Below are 15477 nucleotides of genomic sequence, written 5' to 3'. Positions count from 1 at the left end.
GCCCGCTAATTCACCGAACGGGCAAATTTAACGGGGCTGCGGCACATCCGATGAAGACACTGGCATCACTTGCAGCAGTGGCTGCGGTTCTGAGCGCAAGCGCGGCGGGCGCGCAGACGGCGTACCACTGGCCCGCGCCCGAAGCGCAAGGCGAACAGGGCCGGCGCTACTTTCTGGAAGCGGGCAAGCCGATCCCGCTGCGCACGCTGACGCCGATCTCCACCAAGAACAACAAGTCGGGGGACCGGGTGTATCTGGAGGTGGCTCAGAACGTATCCTTCCGGGGCCAGGTGATCATTCCCGCCGGTGCGCCGGTGACCGCCGAGGTTATGCGGCTGCAGCGCAACGGCCACATCGGGCGAAAGGGCAAAGTAGAAATCCGCCTCATCTCCGCCGAAACGCCGAACGGCCCGGTACTGCTGTCGGGCAGCGCCTATGACGAGGGCAAAAGCGGTACTGCGGCGTCCGTTGTGACGATGATGTTCGTATCGATCATCGGCGGCTTCCTGATCCACGGCACCAGCGGCGAACTGCCCGCAGGCACGCCGGTGCAGGCCTATCTGGCGCAGGACCTTAAGTTCACCCTGTCGCCCCAGGCGGAAGCGCAGGCAGCCGCCTACCAGCGCATCGTCGGCTGAGGCCGGTTCAGTCAGAGGGCGGCGGGGGAAGATCCTCTGGCTCGACCGGATCGCTGACGACGGGCTCGTCCAGTCCTTCTTCGGATGCGGCGGCGCGGGGGCGATCCGACCGGTCCATGTCCAGCCCGTCGTCCGGCGCTTCGAGCGAGGCCTGCGAGCGCACGGTGTCGTACGGCAGCATGTCGTCGGTGACGGAGCGTTCCAGCAGCTGGCCGCCCGCCGCTGCCTTGGGCGCATCGTCCGTCTTTTTGCAGGCGGACAACGGCAGGACGACAGCGGTGCCCAGCAGCAGCAGGCCGTGCAGCGTTTTCATGCGGTTTCCCCCAAGGTTTCGGATGCGCCGCAAGGCCGGTCCAGCGCCTGCAGGAACGCGGGCGCGCGGGCCATCAGCGCGGCGTCCCAGGCGGCAAAGTCCACCAGCTTGCCTAGCCGTTCCAGGCTGGTAACGCCGAATTCCTCGATGCCGCACGGCACGATGCCGGAAAAGTGCGACAGGTCCGGGCGCACGTTGACCGCAAAGCCGTGCATCGTCACCCATTTGCGGATGCGCACGCCGATCGCGCCGACCTTGGCTTCGCGCCCGTCGATGTCGCGGGTCCAGATGCCGATGCGACCGTCCGCGCGAAAACCTTCGACGCTAAAATCGCCCAGCGTATCGATCACCCAGCCTTCCAGGGCATGCACGAAGCCGCGCACGTCCCGCGCGCGCTTGCGCAGATCTATCAGCACATAGCCGATGCGCTGGCCGGGGCCGTGATAGGTGTAACGCCCGCCGCGCCCGGCTTCCACCACCTCGAACCGGGGGTCGAGCAGTTCGGCGGCGGCGGCGCTGGTGCCGGCGGTATAGACCGGCTCGTGTTCCAGCAGCCAGATCAGTTCGCGCGCTTCGCCAGCGGCGATGGCGGCGTTGCGCGCGCTCATTTCCTCCAGCGCTGCACGGTAGGGCACCGGCGCGGACGATATGCGCAGTTCGATGTCATCGGGCAGGGTTGGTGAATCCGGGAAAGGTGCGTCCTCGATCATGGTGTGTTGCGTGGCGTCATTCCCTGCCGTTATCAAGTGCCTTTGCGCGCGTCTTGGTTTAGGGCGGCACCATGATAGGGCCGTTCGCCGGTTGGCGGCGGGGTCAGGAGCATCCGATGACGTTCGACAGCAGCCGGGCCTGGACCCAGGCGTCGCAAGCCGTTTCCGCCAACCGCGAGGTGGTGTTGGCCCTGGCGGGGGTGTTCTTCCTGTTGCCGCAACTGGTGCTGGCGATCTTTTTTCCAGCCCCGGAAACGAGTGCCGGGATGAATGAGCAGCAGATGATGGCAGTGCTGCAAAAGTATTACCTGTCCGTCGCCCCGATCATGATCCCGATGATGCTGGCGCAGGCGATGGGCACGATGTCACTGCTGAGCCTGCTGGATACCGCGCGCCGGCCCACCGTGGGCGGTGCGATGCGGGCGGGGCTGAAAGGCCTGTTGCCGTATCTAGGCGCGCAGATCCTGTCTGGCATCGGCCTTGGCGTGCTGGCGCTGCTGTTGATGGGCGGGCTGGGTGCGGCAGGCGGCGGCATCGGGGTGGCGATCGGCCTGGCGCTCGCGCTGCTGGCGGCGGCTGCGGTCGCGGTGCGCTTGTCGGTAACCGGGCCGGTGATCGCGCTGGAGCATACGTTCAACCCGGCCGCCGCGCTGGTCCGCTCGTGGAAGCTCACCAAGGGCAGCACCGCGCGCCTATTGGGCTTCTACGTGCTGCTGGGGATCGCGATGCTGGTGCTGATCCTGTTCACCAACGTGCTGACGATCCCGCTGGCGCTGATCCTGCCGGTCACCGCGGCGCGGCTGGTGAGCGCGGTGGTCGAATCGCTGATTACGGCGGTGGTGGGGGTCTATTTCGTCGCGGTGGTGGCGCAGGTGCACCGGCAGCTGGCCGGCCCGTCAAACGAGGCCGTCAGCGGCACGTTCGAGTAAACAGGGGGGAAGGGGTTGGCCGCGAAAGCGGGCTCAGTCCTCGTCCTTCCAGCCCCACCACATGAAGCAGGGGGGCACGTTTATCGGCTCGAACCCGCTGTCGATATTGGTGAAGTGCGTGGCCATGTAGCTGCGCGCCTTGGGGCGGAACTGGTAGACCAGGAACGCCCCGCCTTTGCGGATTACGCGGTAGGTGGCAGCGGCGATCGCCGGGGCCACGCCGGGGGGCAGGGTGGAAAACGGCAGGCCCGACAGCACATAGTCCGCCTTTTCATGACCATGCGCGCGCACGATCTCTTCCACGTCCGCCGCCGAGCCGAGAACCGCCACGAAGCGACTGTCGGTGATGGTGCGGCGCAGGTAGTCGATGAACATCGGGTTGGTGTCGATCACCAGCAGCATGCCATCACGCGGCAGGCGGTCCAGCACGGGCTGGCAGAAAGTGCCCACGCCCGGCCCGTATTCCACGAACAGCTTCGTGCTCGCCCAATCGACTCGCGAAAGCATGCGGTTGATGGTGAAGCGCGAGGAGGGGATGATCGAGCCGACCATCACCGGGTTGCGCAGAAATCCTTCGAGGAACACGCCCCAGGGGCCCATTCCCTGCTTGATCTTGCGCCTAATACGCTGGGGAAGCGCCTCTCGGGCAAGCTCGGTAGTGGTCATGCTGACGGAGGCTCTCGCAAGGTTGTCATGTCTTTAATATTGCAGATGCGGTGACAGATTGTGGCAGCGTTTGCAAGGCGATGGACGCGAGCCGCCGATCCCGTCACAGGATTTCGTGCACCGTGTCCTGCGGGCGACAAAGCCTGACCCCTTTGTCGGTTTCCACCAGCGGGCGTTCGATCAGGGTCGGCTCTTCGGCCATTGCCGCCAGCACAGTGGCGTCATCAGCTACGGGAAGCTTGCGTTTCAGCGCGTCCGTCCCGCGCGTTCGCAGGCCCTGCTGCGGGGTGATCCCGGCATCGCGGTAAAGCTGCGCCAGCTTTTGGGCGGTAGGCGGCATCTTGAGGTATTCGATCACGGTCAGATCGACGCCTGGCGTGTCCTGCAGGATCGCCAGCGTCTTGCGCGATGTGCCGCAGGCGGGATTGTGCCAGATCGTGGCCTTCATGGTACGTCTCCGGATGGGGGGGATTGCGGGGCGGGCGCCAGCGCCGGGATGCGTCCGGCGCCGCCGGGCATCGGGGCTGCGTCTATGGTGGATTCGCGGCGGACCACGGCGGCGGCGCGCTGGATGGCGCGCACCAGCCGGGGATGAACGCCGCAGCGGCACAGGTTCGTGATCGCCGCCTTGATCGTCGCCTCGTCCGGGTTGGCGTTGCGGGCAAGCAGCGCGGCGGCGTTCATCACGATGCCCGGCGTGCAAAAGCCGCACTGGATCGCCTGCTCAGCCACCATCGCCTGCTGCACCGGGTGGCTGCGATCGCGCGACAGGCCCTCGATCGTCGTCACCGCGCGGCCCTCGCACGCGGCGAGGGTAAGCTGGCACGCGCGCTGCGCTGCGCCGTCCACGATCACCGTGCACGCGCCGCAATCGCCATTTCCACAGCCGTATTTGGTGCCGGTAAGGTTGGCCACATCGCGCAAGGCCCACAATAGCGGCATGCCCGGATCGACATCGAACGCCAGCGCCCGCCCGTTGACGGTAACGCCAGTCATCGTGGGCAGCCGCCCATCATTGCGCAGCGCCGATCGTCAGCCGCACCGGCTCCAGCCCCTCGACCGTGCCTTCCAACACGTCACCGGGGGCTATCGGACCGACGCCTGCCGGGGTGCCGGTGTAGATCAGGTCGCCGGGCGCAAGATGGTACAGGCGCGACAAGTCGGCGATCTGTTCGGGAATCGACCAGATCATGTCCGACAGCACGCCATCCTGCCTGCGAGCACCGTTCTGGTCTAAGGCGATGCGCTGGCCGGCGGCGGCGAAGTGGGCTGCGGGCGTGATCGCGCCGATCACCGCGCCGTTTTCGAAGTCCTTGCCGGTGTCCCACGGATAGCCCTTGGCCTTGGCGGCGTTCTGCAGATCGCGCCGGGTCATGTCTAGGCCGCAAGCGTAGCCGAAGATCAGGCGCTGCGCATCGTCAGGCTCCACCCGGAAGCCGGGCGCGCCGATGGCGATCACCAGCTCCATTTCGTAATGGCAGTCGGCGGTGCCGGGCGGATAGGGGATCGTCCCATCCGAGAGGCACAGGGCAGCTGGCGCTTTGGTGAACCAGATCGGCGCTTCGCGGTCCACCGCATTGCCCAGCTCCAGCGCATGCGCGGCGTAGTTGCGGCCCACGCAGAAAATGCGGCGGACAGGATAGCGTGCGTCGCTGCCCGTCACGGGAACGGACGGGGTGGGCGGAAGGGTGAACAGGTCGGTCATGGTCCGTCCTTATAATCCCTTGCGCAAAAGCGAAAGCATCGTGCTTGTCGTCGGCCTGCGCATCCCTAGATTGCAGGGCGTGATTGATGAACGGTATCTTTCCGGCCGCCTGCTGGTGGCAATGCCCGGCATGTTCGATCCCCAGTTCGAACGCGCCGTGCAGGTGATGTGCGTGCATGACGAGAACGGCGCGCTGGGCGTGGGCATCGGCCATGTGCGCGAAGGCGTGCGCTTTCACGATGTGCTGGAGGAATTGGAGATCGATCCGGGCGATTCGCCCAACCGCGAAATCATGAACGGCGGCCCGGTAGAGCCGGGACGGGGGTTCATCCTGCATTCCACAGACTGGGGCGGCACCGATACCATCGCGGTGCAACCGCTGTGCGCCTTGTCCGCCTCGATGGACGTGCTGCGCGCGATTGCCGACGGGCGCGGGCCGTCGCAGTGGGTGATGGCGCTGGGCTATGCCGGCTGGGCGGCTGGCCAGCTTGAGGCGGAGATGCGCCAGCACGGGTGGTACGTGGCCGACGGGCATCGCGACGTGGTGTTCGATACCAAGCCAGAAGCGCGCTGGATGGCGACGTGGCGGGCCGAGGGGATCGACCCGGCGTTGCTGTCCAACGCTACCGGGCAGGCGTAGGCGGTCAGGGCGCGGGCAGGTCTTCGGGTCGGTCCACGTCGAACAGTATCGCCGGGTCCGCGCACGCGATCCGCACCACGTCGTTGCGCGCGCTCAGCAGCCGGACTGCGCCTCGGTCGCCCTGCAGGCCGGCGATGTCGGCAAAGGCGCGGGCGCTCAGCAGCACCGGATGACCGGGCTGGCCCTCATGGCACGGCACGGCGGCATAGCCATCGCCGATTGCGGTGGCCAGCTGCGCGGCCAGCGTGTGCGGGATGCGCGGCATGTCGCCCAGAAACACGAACGCGCCCGCTGCATCGCCGCACGCCGCAATCCCCGCCTTGAGGGAGGTGGACAAGGCGGTGCTGGCGACCGGCAGCACTGTAACCGGCGGCGGGCCGTTCCAGTCGCCCTGACGGGCATCGGGGCGGGTGACGACGATCACCTTGTCCACCGGCGCGGCGCGGGCGGCGCGGATGGCGTGGTGCAGCAGCGGCGCGCCGTCCAGCAGCGCGGCCAGCTTGTCACTGCCGAAACGCGTGGCCCGGCCTGCCGCCAGCACCAGCGCAACGTAGCCGGTCATGCCCGCTCGTGCGCCGGATTCAGCGCCTGCATGATTTCCGCGAGGATCCCGGTGGCGACCTCCCAGGGCGACTTGCCCAGCCCGGGAACACCGGGCGACAGCCGCAGGCGGGCCAGTTCGTCCGGCGTTGCCCCGGCGGCCTGCAATGCCTCCATCCGCTGGGCCGCGCGTGACTTGGCACCGATCATGCCGACGTACCCCGCATTCCCACGCAGCGCGGCCAAGCAGCCGCCCAGATCGTGATGATCCTCATGCGTGGCGCCAAGGTATGCCGTCCATCGATCGACCTTGAGGTGCGCCAGCGCATCGGCAGGCTCCTGCCGCAGGTATTGCGAGACCGCGAAAGGCGGCGGGGCGTGCGGGCCATTGGGGCGCAGCAGGATCGTTTCGAACTGTGCCAGCGCGCCCAGTTGCGCCGCTGCCAGCGCACCGGGATCGCCGCCGGAAACGATCAGCCGCCGTGCAGGATCGTGGCGGCGCGCCAGCCGGAAAGGTTCTTCGCTCAACTCCAGCAGGGCACCGTCATCCGCGTTTACGGTCTGCGTTTCCCCATTGCTGATCCACGTACAGGAGCGGCGATCAGCGGCATGGCGCAACAATGCGTGGGCGGCTGGACTGTCAGGCGCGATGCGCTCCACCAGCACGTGCAGCGCGCCGCCGCACCGCAGTCGCAGGTCGATCCAAGGGCTGCCCATGCCGTAATGCAGGCGGCGCGGCTGGCCGTCAGCAAGAACCTGGCGAGCATGGCTGGCCACGTCGCCCTCGATGCAGTCACCAGAGAAATAGCCGCTTGCCGCGATCGTGTCGCCATGCCCGGCGGTGAACAGCATTTGTGCGCCGGGGCCGCGCGGGGCGCTGCCGGCGACCTTGTAGAGCGTGGCGAGGGCTGCGGGCTGTCCGGCTGCGAGCGCTGCAGCCAAGGCCGGGCGGATATCGTCGATCCAGCCAAACGCGGGCCAGTCCGCGCTTTCGATGCCGGCGGGGCGGGGGCTTTCGTGATCGGCCACCATCATCGCGGACCCGCGGCGTGAGAAGGGTTATACATAGCTGCGCGGTATCATTGCGCTGCACGTGTGTCTAACGCAGGCGCGGCATGTTCGCTCATCGCAGCGATGAGCAAGGTTTCAGCCTGGCGTCAGGCTTCGCCGATGCGATCCGCGAACAGCAGGCGACCGCCCGACAAGTGCCAGAGCGCTTCGTTGAAATCGCTGGTGCTCATGGCAAAGCAGCCTTCGCTGCGGCCCAGCTTGCCCCACTTTTCCACCATCATTGCATCGACGTACCACGCCGGGTGCATCACGATGGCGCGCGGCAGGGCCATCGAATTGTCATGGTCAAGGCCGAGCAGGCGGATCGAGGTGCCATACTTGCCGTTGTACCATTCCGCGGTGAGGTATGCCCCGCGTGAGGTGGCTTCCGATCCCGGGACGTTGGAGAAGCTTTGCAGCCAGCCGCTGTGCGCCGGGTCGGAACCCCGGCCATGCGCCACCAGGAACGAACGCATGGTGCCGTTTTCCAAGTTGGCGAAATGCATGCGCGGGCTGGCAGAAGGCTGCGCGAAATCGACCACGCCCACCACGTCCGCACGCCACAGATGACCGCGAACACGCTGCGACTGGCGCGCCGCCACGTCCATCACACGGCGGTTATAGGACGACAGGCCCGATACCGTTGCCGGCACGGACGCACCCGCTGGGGGCGCGGACGACGTCGCCGCGAACAAGGCGGCCAGATCCGCCGATGCCGCAGGATCGGGGCCCAGCGATTCGGCGGCAAAAGCCTTGGCGGGAAAAGCGAGACCAAGACCGGCGACCAGACCACCCTTGATCACTTTGCGTCGTGAATGCGCAGTATTCATAGCGGTATTATTATCACAGCCGATCCCGCCGATCTACCGCCTCGTCGCGCGATGGGCGCAGGGGCGGAGCGTTTGGACGCAAAAGCCGTTCAACTGCCGCGCGTGCCGGATGCTGCGTCCGGCACGACCTTGAGCGGCGCGCGCTGATGCTTCGCCATCCAGTCTTCCAGCACCGGCGCGATTCGTGAGCGCCATTTACTGCCATTGAAGATGCCGTAGTGGCCCACTTCCTCGGCCAGATAATACTTCTTGCGCGCATCGGGGAGATGCGTCGCCAGATGCAAGGCGGCGCGGGTCTGGCCGATGCCGGAGATATCGTCGCGCTCCCCCTCGATCGCCAGGATCGCAGTGTCGCGAATCGCGGTCAGGTCGATGCGTTCGCCGCGATGCATCAGCTCGTTCTTGGGCAGCGAGTGCTTCTGGAATACGTGCTCGATGGTCTGGAGATAGAACTCTGAAGTCATGTCGCATACCGCGCGATATTCGTCGTAGAACGCCTTGGTCGCGTCCGCGCTGTCCTCGTCGCCCTCGATCATGTGCTTGAACATGCCGTAGTGGCTCATCATGTGGCTGCGCAGGTTCATCGCCATGAAGCCCGCAAGCTGCAGGAAACCGGGATAGACCCGGCGGCCAGCGCCCGGATACATCATCGGCACGGTGGCGATGACGTTCTGGGCGAACCAGGGCAAAGGCCGCTGCATCGCCACGTCGTTGACCGTCGTGGGCGCCTCGCGCGTGTCGATAGGTCCGCCCATCATGGTGAGGGTAGCAGGACGGGCGGAGTGCTGCTTGGCGCCCATCAACGCGGTAGCGGCGAAGGCGGGGACGGAGGGCTGGCACACCGCCAGCATGTGCGTGCCCGGTCCGATATGTTCAAGGAAGGCCACGATATAGTCGATGTAATCGTCCAGATCGAAGCGGCCAGCACTTTCGGGTACCATCTTCGCATCCGCCCAGTCGGTGATGTAGACTTGGGCGTTTTCCACCATCCGGGCCACGGTGCCGCGCAGGAGCGTAGCGTAGTGCCCGCTCATCGGCGCGACGATCAGCAGCTTTGGCGCATCCTTGGGCAAGCCGGGATGATCGAAGCGGAGGAGGTTGCCGAACGGTTTGCGCGCCACGATCGATTCGGTGACGGGAAAGCAGCGGCCATCGACCGTTACCGTCTCGATCCCGAACGCCGGTTTGCCGCGGGACGCTGTTGCATGCGCGAACACGTTGAGCGCGGACGACATGACGGAGGAAATCTCGGTATTTCCAAACGGCAGCATGGGGTTAACCAGCATTTCCGCGCCGGCAGAGGCCCAGGCAGCGGCATTGCCGAGCATCGCGCGCTGCAGTTCATATGCGTTGTAAAGCACGTCACGTCTCCTGGCCGACTGGCCGCAATCGGAATGTCAGTGCTGTCAAACTGGCAACGAAGGGTTACTGTTGCAATGCGGCATTTCCGATATCATCGATTTACCTTTCGGATCGGGACATACCAACGGCCATGCCGGTATCCCTTTTCCTTGCGCATGTGAGCTTGTAAGGGCGCGCTCATGGACGCCACGCAGGGTATCGCCGCCGCACCGCCGGAAACTGTTGCCGAAGCCGCGCCGCCTCGCCGCAGCCTGGGTCCGCTACGCATGGTCTGGCGCGAGATGCTGACGTATCCCGGCCGCATGGCAGTGGCGGGACTGGCGCTGATCGTTACCGCCACCTCCACCCTGGCGATCCCGTTCGGCTTTCGCCAGATCATTGACCAGGGCTTTGCGCGCGGCGCAGACCCGAGCGCGATCCGCTGGTGGTTCGCGATGCTGCTGGGGGTGGTTACGATCCTGTCGATCGCCACCGCGATCCGGTTCTATTCTGTATCCTGGCTGGGCGAGCGGGTGGTGGCGGACATCCGGCTGCGGGTGCAAAGCCACCTGCTGCGCCTTGCCCCCAGTTTCTTCGAGGAAAACAGCCCCAAGGAGATGTCCTCGCGCATGACGGCGGACACCGCGATCATCGAGCAGATCGTGGGCACCACGGTTTCGGTGGCGCTGCGTAACGCGATCATGGCGGTGGGCGGGGTGATCTATCTGTTCATTCTGGCGCCGGGGCTGACCGCCGGGCTGCTGGTGGCCATCCCGCTGGTGATCGGGCCGATTGCCTGGTTCAGCCGGCGGCTGCGGGCCGTTTCGCGCTCCAGCCAGGACCGGGTGGCGAGCATCGGCGCGCTTACCGCCGAAGTGTTGGGCGCCTTGCGCGTGGTGCAGGCCTTTAACCAGGAAAGCCGCGAGCAGCGTCGCTTCGCCGATGCGGTGGAACGCACCTTTCAGACAGGGCGTCACCGCATCCTGATCCGCGCGATCATGACGGCGGTGATCATGTTCCTGATCTTCGGGGCGATCACCGTCATCATGTGGCGTGGCGCGATCGGCGTTGCCGAAGGCTCCATCACCGGTGGCACCATCGCCGCGTTCGTGGTGACCGCAGGGATCGTAGCGGGCGCGTTCAGTTCCTTGACCGAGGTATATGGCGATCTGGTGCGCGGCGCGGGCGCGGCCAGCCGGCTGGCCGAACTGCTGGGCGAGCGCCCGGCCATCGTGGCTCCGGCGCGCGCTATTGCACTGCCCGATCCCGCGCGTGGCAAGCTGGCGTTCGAGCGGGTGACCTTCCGCTACCCCTCCCGCCCGGAACTGCCCGCGCTGCACGATTTCACCCTGACTGTGGAGCCGGGTGAGACGGTGGCGATCGTCGGCCCATCGGGAGCGGGCAAGTCCACCTTGTTCCAGCTGGCCGAGCGGTTTTACGATCCGCAAGGCGGCGTCATCAAGATCGACGGGGTGCCGCTCGCCTCCGCCGATCCGGCGCAGATCCGCGCCCGCATCGCGCTGGTGCCGCAGGAAGGCGTGCTGTTCGCCGCTTCCGCGCGTAACAATCTGCGCTACGGCAACTGGCAGGCGGATGACGAGGCGATCTGGCAGGCGGCCCGCGCGGCCAACGCCGAGACGTTCCTGCGCGCGCTGCCGCAGGGCCTCGACACATTCCTGGGCGAGGATGGCGGTCGCTTGTCCGGCGGTCAGCGCCAGCGCATCGCCATCGCCCGCGCGCTGCTGCGAGATGCGCCGATCCTGCTGCTGGACGAGGCTACCAGCGCGCTCGATGCCGAAAGCGAACGGCTGGTGCAGGACGCGGTGGACCGGCTGATGGCGCATCGCACCACGCTGGTGATCGCGCACCGGCTGGCCACGGTGCGCAAGGCGGACCGCATCGTGGTGATGGATGGCGGGCGCATCGTCGAGGCAGGCACGCACGACACCCTGATCCGCGACGGCGGCCTGTACGCACGCCTTGCAGCGCTGCAGTTCGACCATCCGGCGGGCGCGTTTCCAGCCTGAAACAGGCCGGTGCGCGACTCGTGCATTTTGCGCTGGCATTGCACGAGCGGGTAATTAAGTTGCGTGTCATGGAAACGCCGGTCCCGGCCATTTTCCGACGACATTCCGTCGCGACTACATTGCCATATAAAGGTTCAGGATATGCCTCGTATCTCCGGTAAGGTGCTTGCCAGCGCCGCGCTTTCTGCCTTTGCCATCAGTTTCCTGGCCGCGCCCGCCATTTCGCAGGATGCCGCGCCCGCCGCCCAACCTGCTGCCGCCCAGCCGGGCACCACGCCCGCGCTCGCACCGTCGGCTGACTGGGGGACGTTCGGCATACAGACGCAGTGGATCGACCGTTCGGTCAAGCCCGGCGACGATTTCGACGCCTACGTCAACGGCCTGTGGAACAAGACCGCGCAGTTGCCGCCTGACCGCACCCGCTGGGGCTCGTTCATCGAACTGAGCGACTTGTCGGAACAGCGCGTTCACGCGATCATGGACCAGCTGGTCGCAACGCCGCAGGCGCCGGGCAGCGACGGTGCACGCATCGCCGCGGCATACAAGGCGTTCATGGATGTAGACACCATCAACAAGGCCGGCCTCGCCCCGGCCAAGCCCTATCTCGCGCGGATCAAGGCCGCCCAGAACGCGACCGACATCGTGCGGCTGTTTGGCGAGCCGGGCTACGCCTCGCCCATCGGCACCTCCGTCGGGCCGGACGACAAGCGCAGCGACATCTACGCGCTCAATGCCTCGATCAGCGGGCTGGGGCTTCCTGACCGCGATTATTACCTGAAGACAGACCCCCGCTCCACCGCACTGCGCGACAAGTACAAGGCCTATCTCACCTTCCTGCTGGGGCAGGCTGGCTATCCCGATGCCGCCGCCCGCGCGCAATCGGTGCTGGACCTGGAAACCCAGATCGCCCGTGCAGACTGGGACCGTGCCGCTGCCCGCAACCCGGACCTCACGTATAACAAGCTGACGGTCGCGCAGTTCGAGGCGCTTGGAAAGCCGGGCCTTCTCAGCACGTTCCTGAAGACCCTGGGCGCGGACAAGGCCAGCTACGTCCTTGTCACCGAGATGCCGCCGACGCCCGAAAAGCTGCAGGCGGCGCGCGTAGATCCGGCCAAGGCGAGTGAGCTTTTCGGCCCCGGCATGCCCGGCGTGGTCAAGCTGATCGAAACCACCCCGGTCGCCACCTGGCAGGCCTATCTGACCGCCCATTTCCTGAGCGGGAACGCCTCGGTTCTGCCCTCGGCGATCGACGATGCGCGCTTCGATTTCTACGGGCGCACGCTCAGCGGTCAGCCGCAGCAGCGCCCGCGCTGGAAGCGGGGGATCGGCGCGGTGGAAGGGATGGCCGGCGAACTGGTAGGCAAGCTGTATGCCGCCAAGTACTTCCCACCCGCGCAAAAGCAGGCGATGACCGAGCTTGTCGCCAACTTGCGCAAGGCGATGGCCGCGAACCTGCAGGACTTGTCGTGGATGACCCCGGCAACGCGGGCCGAGGCGGAAAAGAAGCTGGACGCCTTCACGCCCAAGATCGGCGCGCCGGACAAATTCAAGACCTATGACGGCCTGCAGTTCAACCCTAACGACCCGCTGGGCAATGCCATCGCAGCCAACAAGTGGCAGATAGGCTTCAACATGAACCGTATCGGCGCGCCGGTGGACCGAACCGAGTGGGGTATGCTGCCCGAAGAAGTGAATGCCTATTACAACCCGCCGATGAACGAGATCGTGTTTCCGGCCGCGATCCTGCAGCCGCCGTTCTTCAACCTGTCGGCCGATCCGGCGGTCAATTACGGCGGCATCGGCGCAGTGATCGGCCACGAGATGGGCCACGGCTTCGACGATCAGGGCGCCAAGTACGATGGCACCGGCAACTTGCGTGACTGGTGGACCCCGGCAGACAAGGCGGCGTTCGACAAGCTGCTGGACAAGCTGGCCGCGCAGTACGACGCGTTCTGCCCGTTCGACGATGGCAAGACCTGCGTGAACGGCAAGCTGACCATGGGTGAAAACATCGGCGATCTTGGCGGCCTGAGCCTGGCGTACCGCGCTTACAAGCTGTCGCTGAACGGCAAGCCCGCGCCGGTAATCGACGGCTTCACCGGCGACCAGCGCTTCTTCATGGGCTGGGCGCAGGTATGGCGGTCCAAGGTGCGCGAGGCGCAGGCGCGCCAGTACCTGATCGTCGATCCGCACTCGCCCCCGCAGTACCGGGTCAACGGCATCGTGCGCAACTTTGACGAGTGGTACAAGGCGTTCGACGTCAAGCCAGGCGACAAGCTGTATCTGGCCCCCAAGGACCGCGTGCGCATCTGGTAATCGGACCGTCCCCCTTCCCGCGAACGGGGAGGGGGACGCATTTTTATGCTGCACGCATCCGCCGCTTGACTTGGCTGTGCGGTGCGGCATGACCTGCGGCCCATGGACCTGAACTTCACCGCAATCCTGCTCGGCATCGTCGAGGGACTCACCGAATTCCTGCCGGTATCCTCAACCGGGCACCTCATCCTGGCCACCCGGCTGTTCGGCTACGATGCCAGCCAGTGGGCCACCTTCAACATCGTCATCCAGCTGGGCGCGATCCTGGCGGTGATCGTGCAGTTCTGGCGCACGTTCTGGGCGGTCGGCATGGGGCTGCTCAAGTTCAACCCCACCTCGGTGCGCTTCGTGCGCAACGTGCTGCTGGCCTTCATCCCCTCGGTCATCCTGGGGCTAATTTTGAAAAGCCACATCGAGGCGCTGCTGGGCAATGCCGAAGTGGTGGCCTGGGCGCTGATCGTGGGCGGCATCGCCATCCTGGGGATCGAGAAGATTGCCCGGCCTGGCCCGTTGACCGGCGTTGCCGAACTGCCGGTGATGCAATGCCTGGGCATCGGCTTCGCGCAGTGCCTCGCGATGGTGCCGGGCGTCAGCCGTTCCGGCGCCACGATCATGAGCGCGCTGGCGATGGGGATCGAGCGGCGCACGGCAGCAGAGTTCAGCTTTTTCCTGGCGGTGCCCACGATGATCGGCGCGACTACGCTGGAACTGGTCAGCCACCGCCACGAACTGGCGGCGGGGCTGGGGCCGGTGGGCTGGACGCAGATCGGCATCGGCTTTTCGGTTGCCTTCGTGGTGGCGCTGGTGGTGATCAAGGCGTTCATGGCGATCGTCACGCGTTCGGGCTTCGCGCCGTTCGCGTGGTATCGCATTATTGCTGGCGCGCTGGCGCTGTTCCTGCTGTCACGGGTCTGAGCCATGGGCAAGCTGCACCGCAAGGATTACGAAAACGCGCTGGAGCCGATGGAGGAGGAACTCGTCGCCATGGCGCGCTGGGCGCAGGCCACGGGCGCGCGCATCGTCGTGCTGTTCGAAGGGCGCGATACCGCCGGCAAGGGCGGCGCGATCAAGGCGATGTGCGGCGAGCTGAACCCGCGCCAGTGCCGCACCGTGGCGCTGGCCGCGCCCAGCGAGCGTGAGCAGGGACAGTGGTATTTCCAGCGCTATGTCGATCATCTGCCCACCAAGGGCGAAATCGTGCTGTTCGACCGTTCGTGGTATAACCGCGCTGGGGTGGAGCGGGTGATGGGCTATGCCACGCCCGCGCAAGTCGATGCGTTCCTGCTGCACGCACCGCAGTTCGAAAAGGCGCTGGTCGATGACGGCATCCTGCTGTTCAAATACTGGCTCGCCTGCGATCAGGAAAAGCAGGAGGAGCGGCTGGCCGAACGCGCGCAAGACCCGCTCAAGCGCTGGAAGCTGTCACTCGTCGATATCGCCGCGCGCGAAAAGTACGATGACTACACGCTGGCGCGCGAAGCCATGCTGGAGGCCACGCACACCGCGCACGCACCGTGGACGCTGGTGGACTTTAACGACCAGAAGCGCGGGCGGCTCACCCTGATTCGCGACTTTCTGGACCGTCTGCCCGATACCCACTGCGATGCGCCCGAACTTGACCTGCCGCCGCTTGACGGCAAGCTGCGGCACGAAAAATTCGGCGTGCTGGACCCGATCAAGTCCTTTCACGACGCTTGAACGGCTGGCGCCCGCTTGACTTTGCGGGCGCGATCCATCATGGGCCGCAACCTTACGGGGCAGCGCACGTCGCC

Annotated in this window: 17 protein-coding genes; 7 read left to right on the top strand and 10 right to left on the bottom strand. The window is 66.1% G+C overall.

The genetic code is table 11. The features are described from left to right. The first annotated feature begins 50 nt into the window (after positions 1-50). Positions 51-638, top strand: a complete 588-nt coding sequence (locus ASE49_RS08300) for a TrbI/VirB10 family protein (protein ID WP_056770377.1) — start codon at positions 51-53, stop codon at positions 636-638. Positions 639-645: 7 nt separating this feature from the next. Here the strand turns inward: ASE49_RS08300 and ASE49_RS08295 are convergent, their stop codons facing one another. Both ASE49_RS08295 and lipB read right to left on the bottom strand, forming a co-directional pair. Continuing rightward, on the bottom strand, positions 646-951 hold the full coding sequence (locus tag ASE49_RS08295) for a hypothetical protein (protein WP_056770374.1): 306 nt from the start codon (positions 949-951) through the stop codon (positions 646-648). Next, positions 948-1661 carry a lipoyl(octanoyl) transferase LipB gene (gene lipB / locus ASE49_RS08290; protein ID WP_056770370.1) on the bottom strand — a complete coding sequence of 238 codons (714 nt, stop codon included), beginning with the start codon at positions 1659-1661 and terminating at the stop codon, positions 948-950. The genes ASE49_RS08295 and lipB overlap by 4 nt, the downstream gene beginning before the upstream one ends. 116 nt (positions 1662-1777) lie before the next feature. On the opposite strand from lipB, the gene ASE49_RS08285 reads away from it, so the two are divergent. Then, on the top strand, positions 1778-2590 hold the full coding sequence (locus tag ASE49_RS08285) for a hypothetical protein (RefSeq protein WP_056771000.1): 813 nt from the start codon (positions 1778-1780) through the stop codon (positions 2588-2590). A 33-nt stretch (positions 2591-2623) separates the two neighbouring features. Here the strand turns inward: ASE49_RS08285 and ASE49_RS08280 are convergent, their stop codons facing one another. The 4 genes from ASE49_RS08280 to ASE49_RS08265 all read right to left on the bottom strand — a co-directional run bounded on the left by ASE49_RS08280 (position 2624) and on the right by ASE49_RS08265 (position 4961). Continuing rightward, entirely contained in the window at positions 2624-3256 is a 633-nt protein-coding gene (locus ASE49_RS08280) for a class I SAM-dependent methyltransferase (RefSeq protein ID WP_056770367.1), read from the bottom strand. A 103-nt stretch (positions 3257-3359) separates the two neighbouring features. Then, complete coding sequence (locus ASE49_RS08275) at positions 3360-3704, bottom strand: arsenate reductase family protein (RefSeq protein WP_056770363.1); 345 nt, start codon at positions 3702-3704, stop codon at positions 3360-3362. Continuing rightward, positions 3701-4252, bottom strand: coding sequence for a (2Fe-2S)-binding protein (locus tag ASE49_RS08270; RefSeq protein ID WP_056770358.1), 552 nt, complete (start codon positions 4250-4252; stop codon positions 3701-3703). The genes ASE49_RS08275 and ASE49_RS08270 overlap by 4 nt, the downstream gene beginning before the upstream one ends. A gap of 16 nt (positions 4253-4268) precedes the next feature. Continuing rightward, positions 4269-4961: a fumarylacetoacetate hydrolase family protein gene (locus ASE49_RS08265; RefSeq protein WP_056770355.1), complete on the bottom strand. Its 693-nt coding sequence runs from the start codon at positions 4959-4961 to the stop codon at positions 4269-4271. 121 nt (positions 4962-5082) lie between these two features. On the opposite strand from ASE49_RS08265, the gene ASE49_RS08260 reads away from it, so the two are divergent. Then, positions 5083-5601, top strand: coding sequence for a YqgE/AlgH family protein (locus ASE49_RS08260; protein ID WP_235522914.1), 519 nt, complete (start codon positions 5083-5085; stop codon positions 5599-5601). 4 nt (positions 5602-5605) lie between these two features. Here ASE49_RS08260 and ASE49_RS08255 read toward each other — a convergent pair whose 3' ends face one another. The 4 genes from ASE49_RS08255 to ASE49_RS08240 all read right to left on the bottom strand — a co-directional run bounded on the left by ASE49_RS08255 (position 5606) and on the right by ASE49_RS08240 (position 9382). Then, entirely contained in the window at positions 5606-6163 is a 558-nt protein-coding gene (locus ASE49_RS08255; RefSeq protein WP_056770352.1) for a nucleotidyltransferase family protein, read from the bottom strand. Continuing rightward, complete coding sequence (locus ASE49_RS08250) at positions 6160-7176, bottom strand: XdhC family protein (RefSeq protein ID WP_056770349.1); 1017 nt, start codon at positions 7174-7176, stop codon at positions 6160-6162. The genes ASE49_RS08255 and ASE49_RS08250 overlap by 4 nt, the downstream gene beginning before the upstream one ends. 122 nt (positions 7177-7298) lie before the next feature. After that, positions 7299-8021, bottom strand: coding sequence for a murein L,D-transpeptidase catalytic domain-containing protein (locus ASE49_RS08245; RefSeq protein ID WP_056770347.1), 723 nt, complete (start codon positions 8019-8021; stop codon positions 7299-7301). 89 nt (positions 8022-8110) lie between these two features. Continuing rightward, the gene (locus ASE49_RS08240; protein WP_056770345.1) at positions 8111-9382 is read right to left on the bottom strand and encodes a polyhydroxyalkanoate depolymerase; all 1272 of its coding nucleotides are present in this window, start codon (positions 9380-9382) and stop codon (positions 8111-8113) included. Positions 9383-9562: 180 nt separating this feature from the next. On the opposite strand from ASE49_RS08240, the gene ASE49_RS08235 reads away from it, so the two are divergent. The 4 genes from ASE49_RS08235 to ppk2 all read left to right on the top strand — a co-directional run bounded on the left by ASE49_RS08235 (position 9563) and on the right by ppk2 (position 15403). Continuing rightward, the gene (locus ASE49_RS08235) at positions 9563-11389 is read left to right on the top strand and encodes an ABC transporter transmembrane domain-containing protein (RefSeq protein WP_056770342.1); all 1827 of its coding nucleotides are present in this window, start codon (positions 9563-9565) and stop codon (positions 11387-11389) included. 141 nt (positions 11390-11530) lie between these two features. Further along, a complete protein-coding gene (locus tag ASE49_RS08230; RefSeq protein ID WP_056770339.1) occupies positions 11531-13705 on the top strand; it encodes a M13 family metallopeptidase in 2175 nt (724 codons plus the stop codon). Positions 13706-13807: 102 nt separating this feature from the next. After that, complete coding sequence (locus ASE49_RS08225; protein ID WP_056770335.1) at positions 13808-14620, top strand: undecaprenyl-diphosphate phosphatase; 813 nt, start codon at positions 13808-13810, stop codon at positions 14618-14620. A gap of 3 nt (positions 14621-14623) precedes the next feature. Beyond that, on the top strand, positions 14624-15403 hold the full coding sequence (gene ppk2, locus ASE49_RS08220; protein ID WP_056770332.1) for a polyphosphate kinase 2: 780 nt from the start codon (positions 14624-14626) through the stop codon (positions 15401-15403). The last annotated feature ends 74 nt before the right edge of the window (positions 15404-15477 follow it).

It is taken from the genome of Novosphingobium sp. Leaf2 (assembly GCF_001421325.1).
Classification (GTDB): Bacteria; Pseudomonadota; Alphaproteobacteria; order Sphingomonadales; family Sphingomonadaceae; genus Novosphingobium.
Note: the sequence above shows the minus strand (reverse complement) of the source record. Positions and strands in the feature narration are given on the sequence as shown.

Bases quoted from the DNA above. Each gene is read 5' to 3' on its own strand.
- ASE49_RS08300 (WP_056770377.1), top strand. From the start codon at position 51: ATGAAGACACTGGCATCACTTGCAGCAGTGGCTGCGGTTCTGAGCGCA.
- ASE49_RS08295 (WP_056770374.1), bottom strand. From the start codon at position 951: ATGAAAACGCTGCACGGCCTGCTGCTGCTGGGCACCGCTGTCGTCCTG.
- lipB (WP_056770370.1), bottom strand. From the start codon at position 1,661: ATGATCGAGGACGCACCTTTCCCGGATTCACCAACCCTGCCCGATGAC.
- ASE49_RS08285 (WP_056771000.1), top strand. From the start codon at position 1,778: ATGACGTTCGACAGCAGCCGGGCCTGGACCCAGGCGTCGCAAGCCGTT.
- ASE49_RS08280 (WP_056770367.1), bottom strand. From the start codon at position 3,256: ATGACCACTACCGAGCTTGCCCGAGAGGCGCTTCCCCAGCGTATTAGG.
- ASE49_RS08275 (WP_056770363.1), bottom strand. From the start codon at position 3,704: ATGAAGGCCACGATCTGGCACAATCCCGCCTGCGGCACATCGCGCAAG.
- ASE49_RS08270 (WP_056770358.1), bottom strand. From the start codon at position 4,252: ATGACTGGCGTTACCGTCAACGGGCGGGCGCTGGCGTTCGATGTCGAT.
- ASE49_RS08265 (WP_056770355.1), bottom strand. From the start codon at position 4,961: ATGACCGACCTGTTCACCCTTCCGCCCACCCCGTCCGTTCCCGTGACG.
- ASE49_RS08260 (WP_235522914.1), top strand. From the start codon at position 5,083: ATGCCCGGCATGTTCGATCCCCAGTTCGAACGCGCCGTGCAGGTGATG.
- ASE49_RS08255 (WP_056770352.1), bottom strand. From the start codon at position 6,163: ATGACCGGCTACGTTGCGCTGGTGCTGGCGGCAGGCCGGGCCACGCGT.
- ASE49_RS08250 (WP_056770349.1), bottom strand. From the start codon at position 7,176: ATGATGGTGGCCGATCACGAAAGCCCCCGCCCCGCCGGCATCGAAAGC.
- ASE49_RS08245 (WP_056770347.1), bottom strand. From the start codon at position 8,021: ATGAATACTGCGCATTCACGACGCAAAGTGATCAAGGGTGGTCTGGTC.
- ASE49_RS08235 (WP_056770342.1), top strand. From the start codon at position 9,563: ATGGACGCCACGCAGGGTATCGCCGCCGCACCGCCGGAAACTGTTGCC.
- ASE49_RS08230 (WP_056770339.1), top strand. From the start codon at position 11,531: ATGCCTCGTATCTCCGGTAAGGTGCTTGCCAGCGCCGCGCTTTCTGCC.
- ASE49_RS08225 (WP_056770335.1), top strand. From the start codon at position 13,808: ATGGACCTGAACTTCACCGCAATCCTGCTCGGCATCGTCGAGGGACTC.
- ppk2 (WP_056770332.1), top strand. From the start codon at position 14,624: ATGGGCAAGCTGCACCGCAAGGATTACGAAAACGCGCTGGAGCCGATG.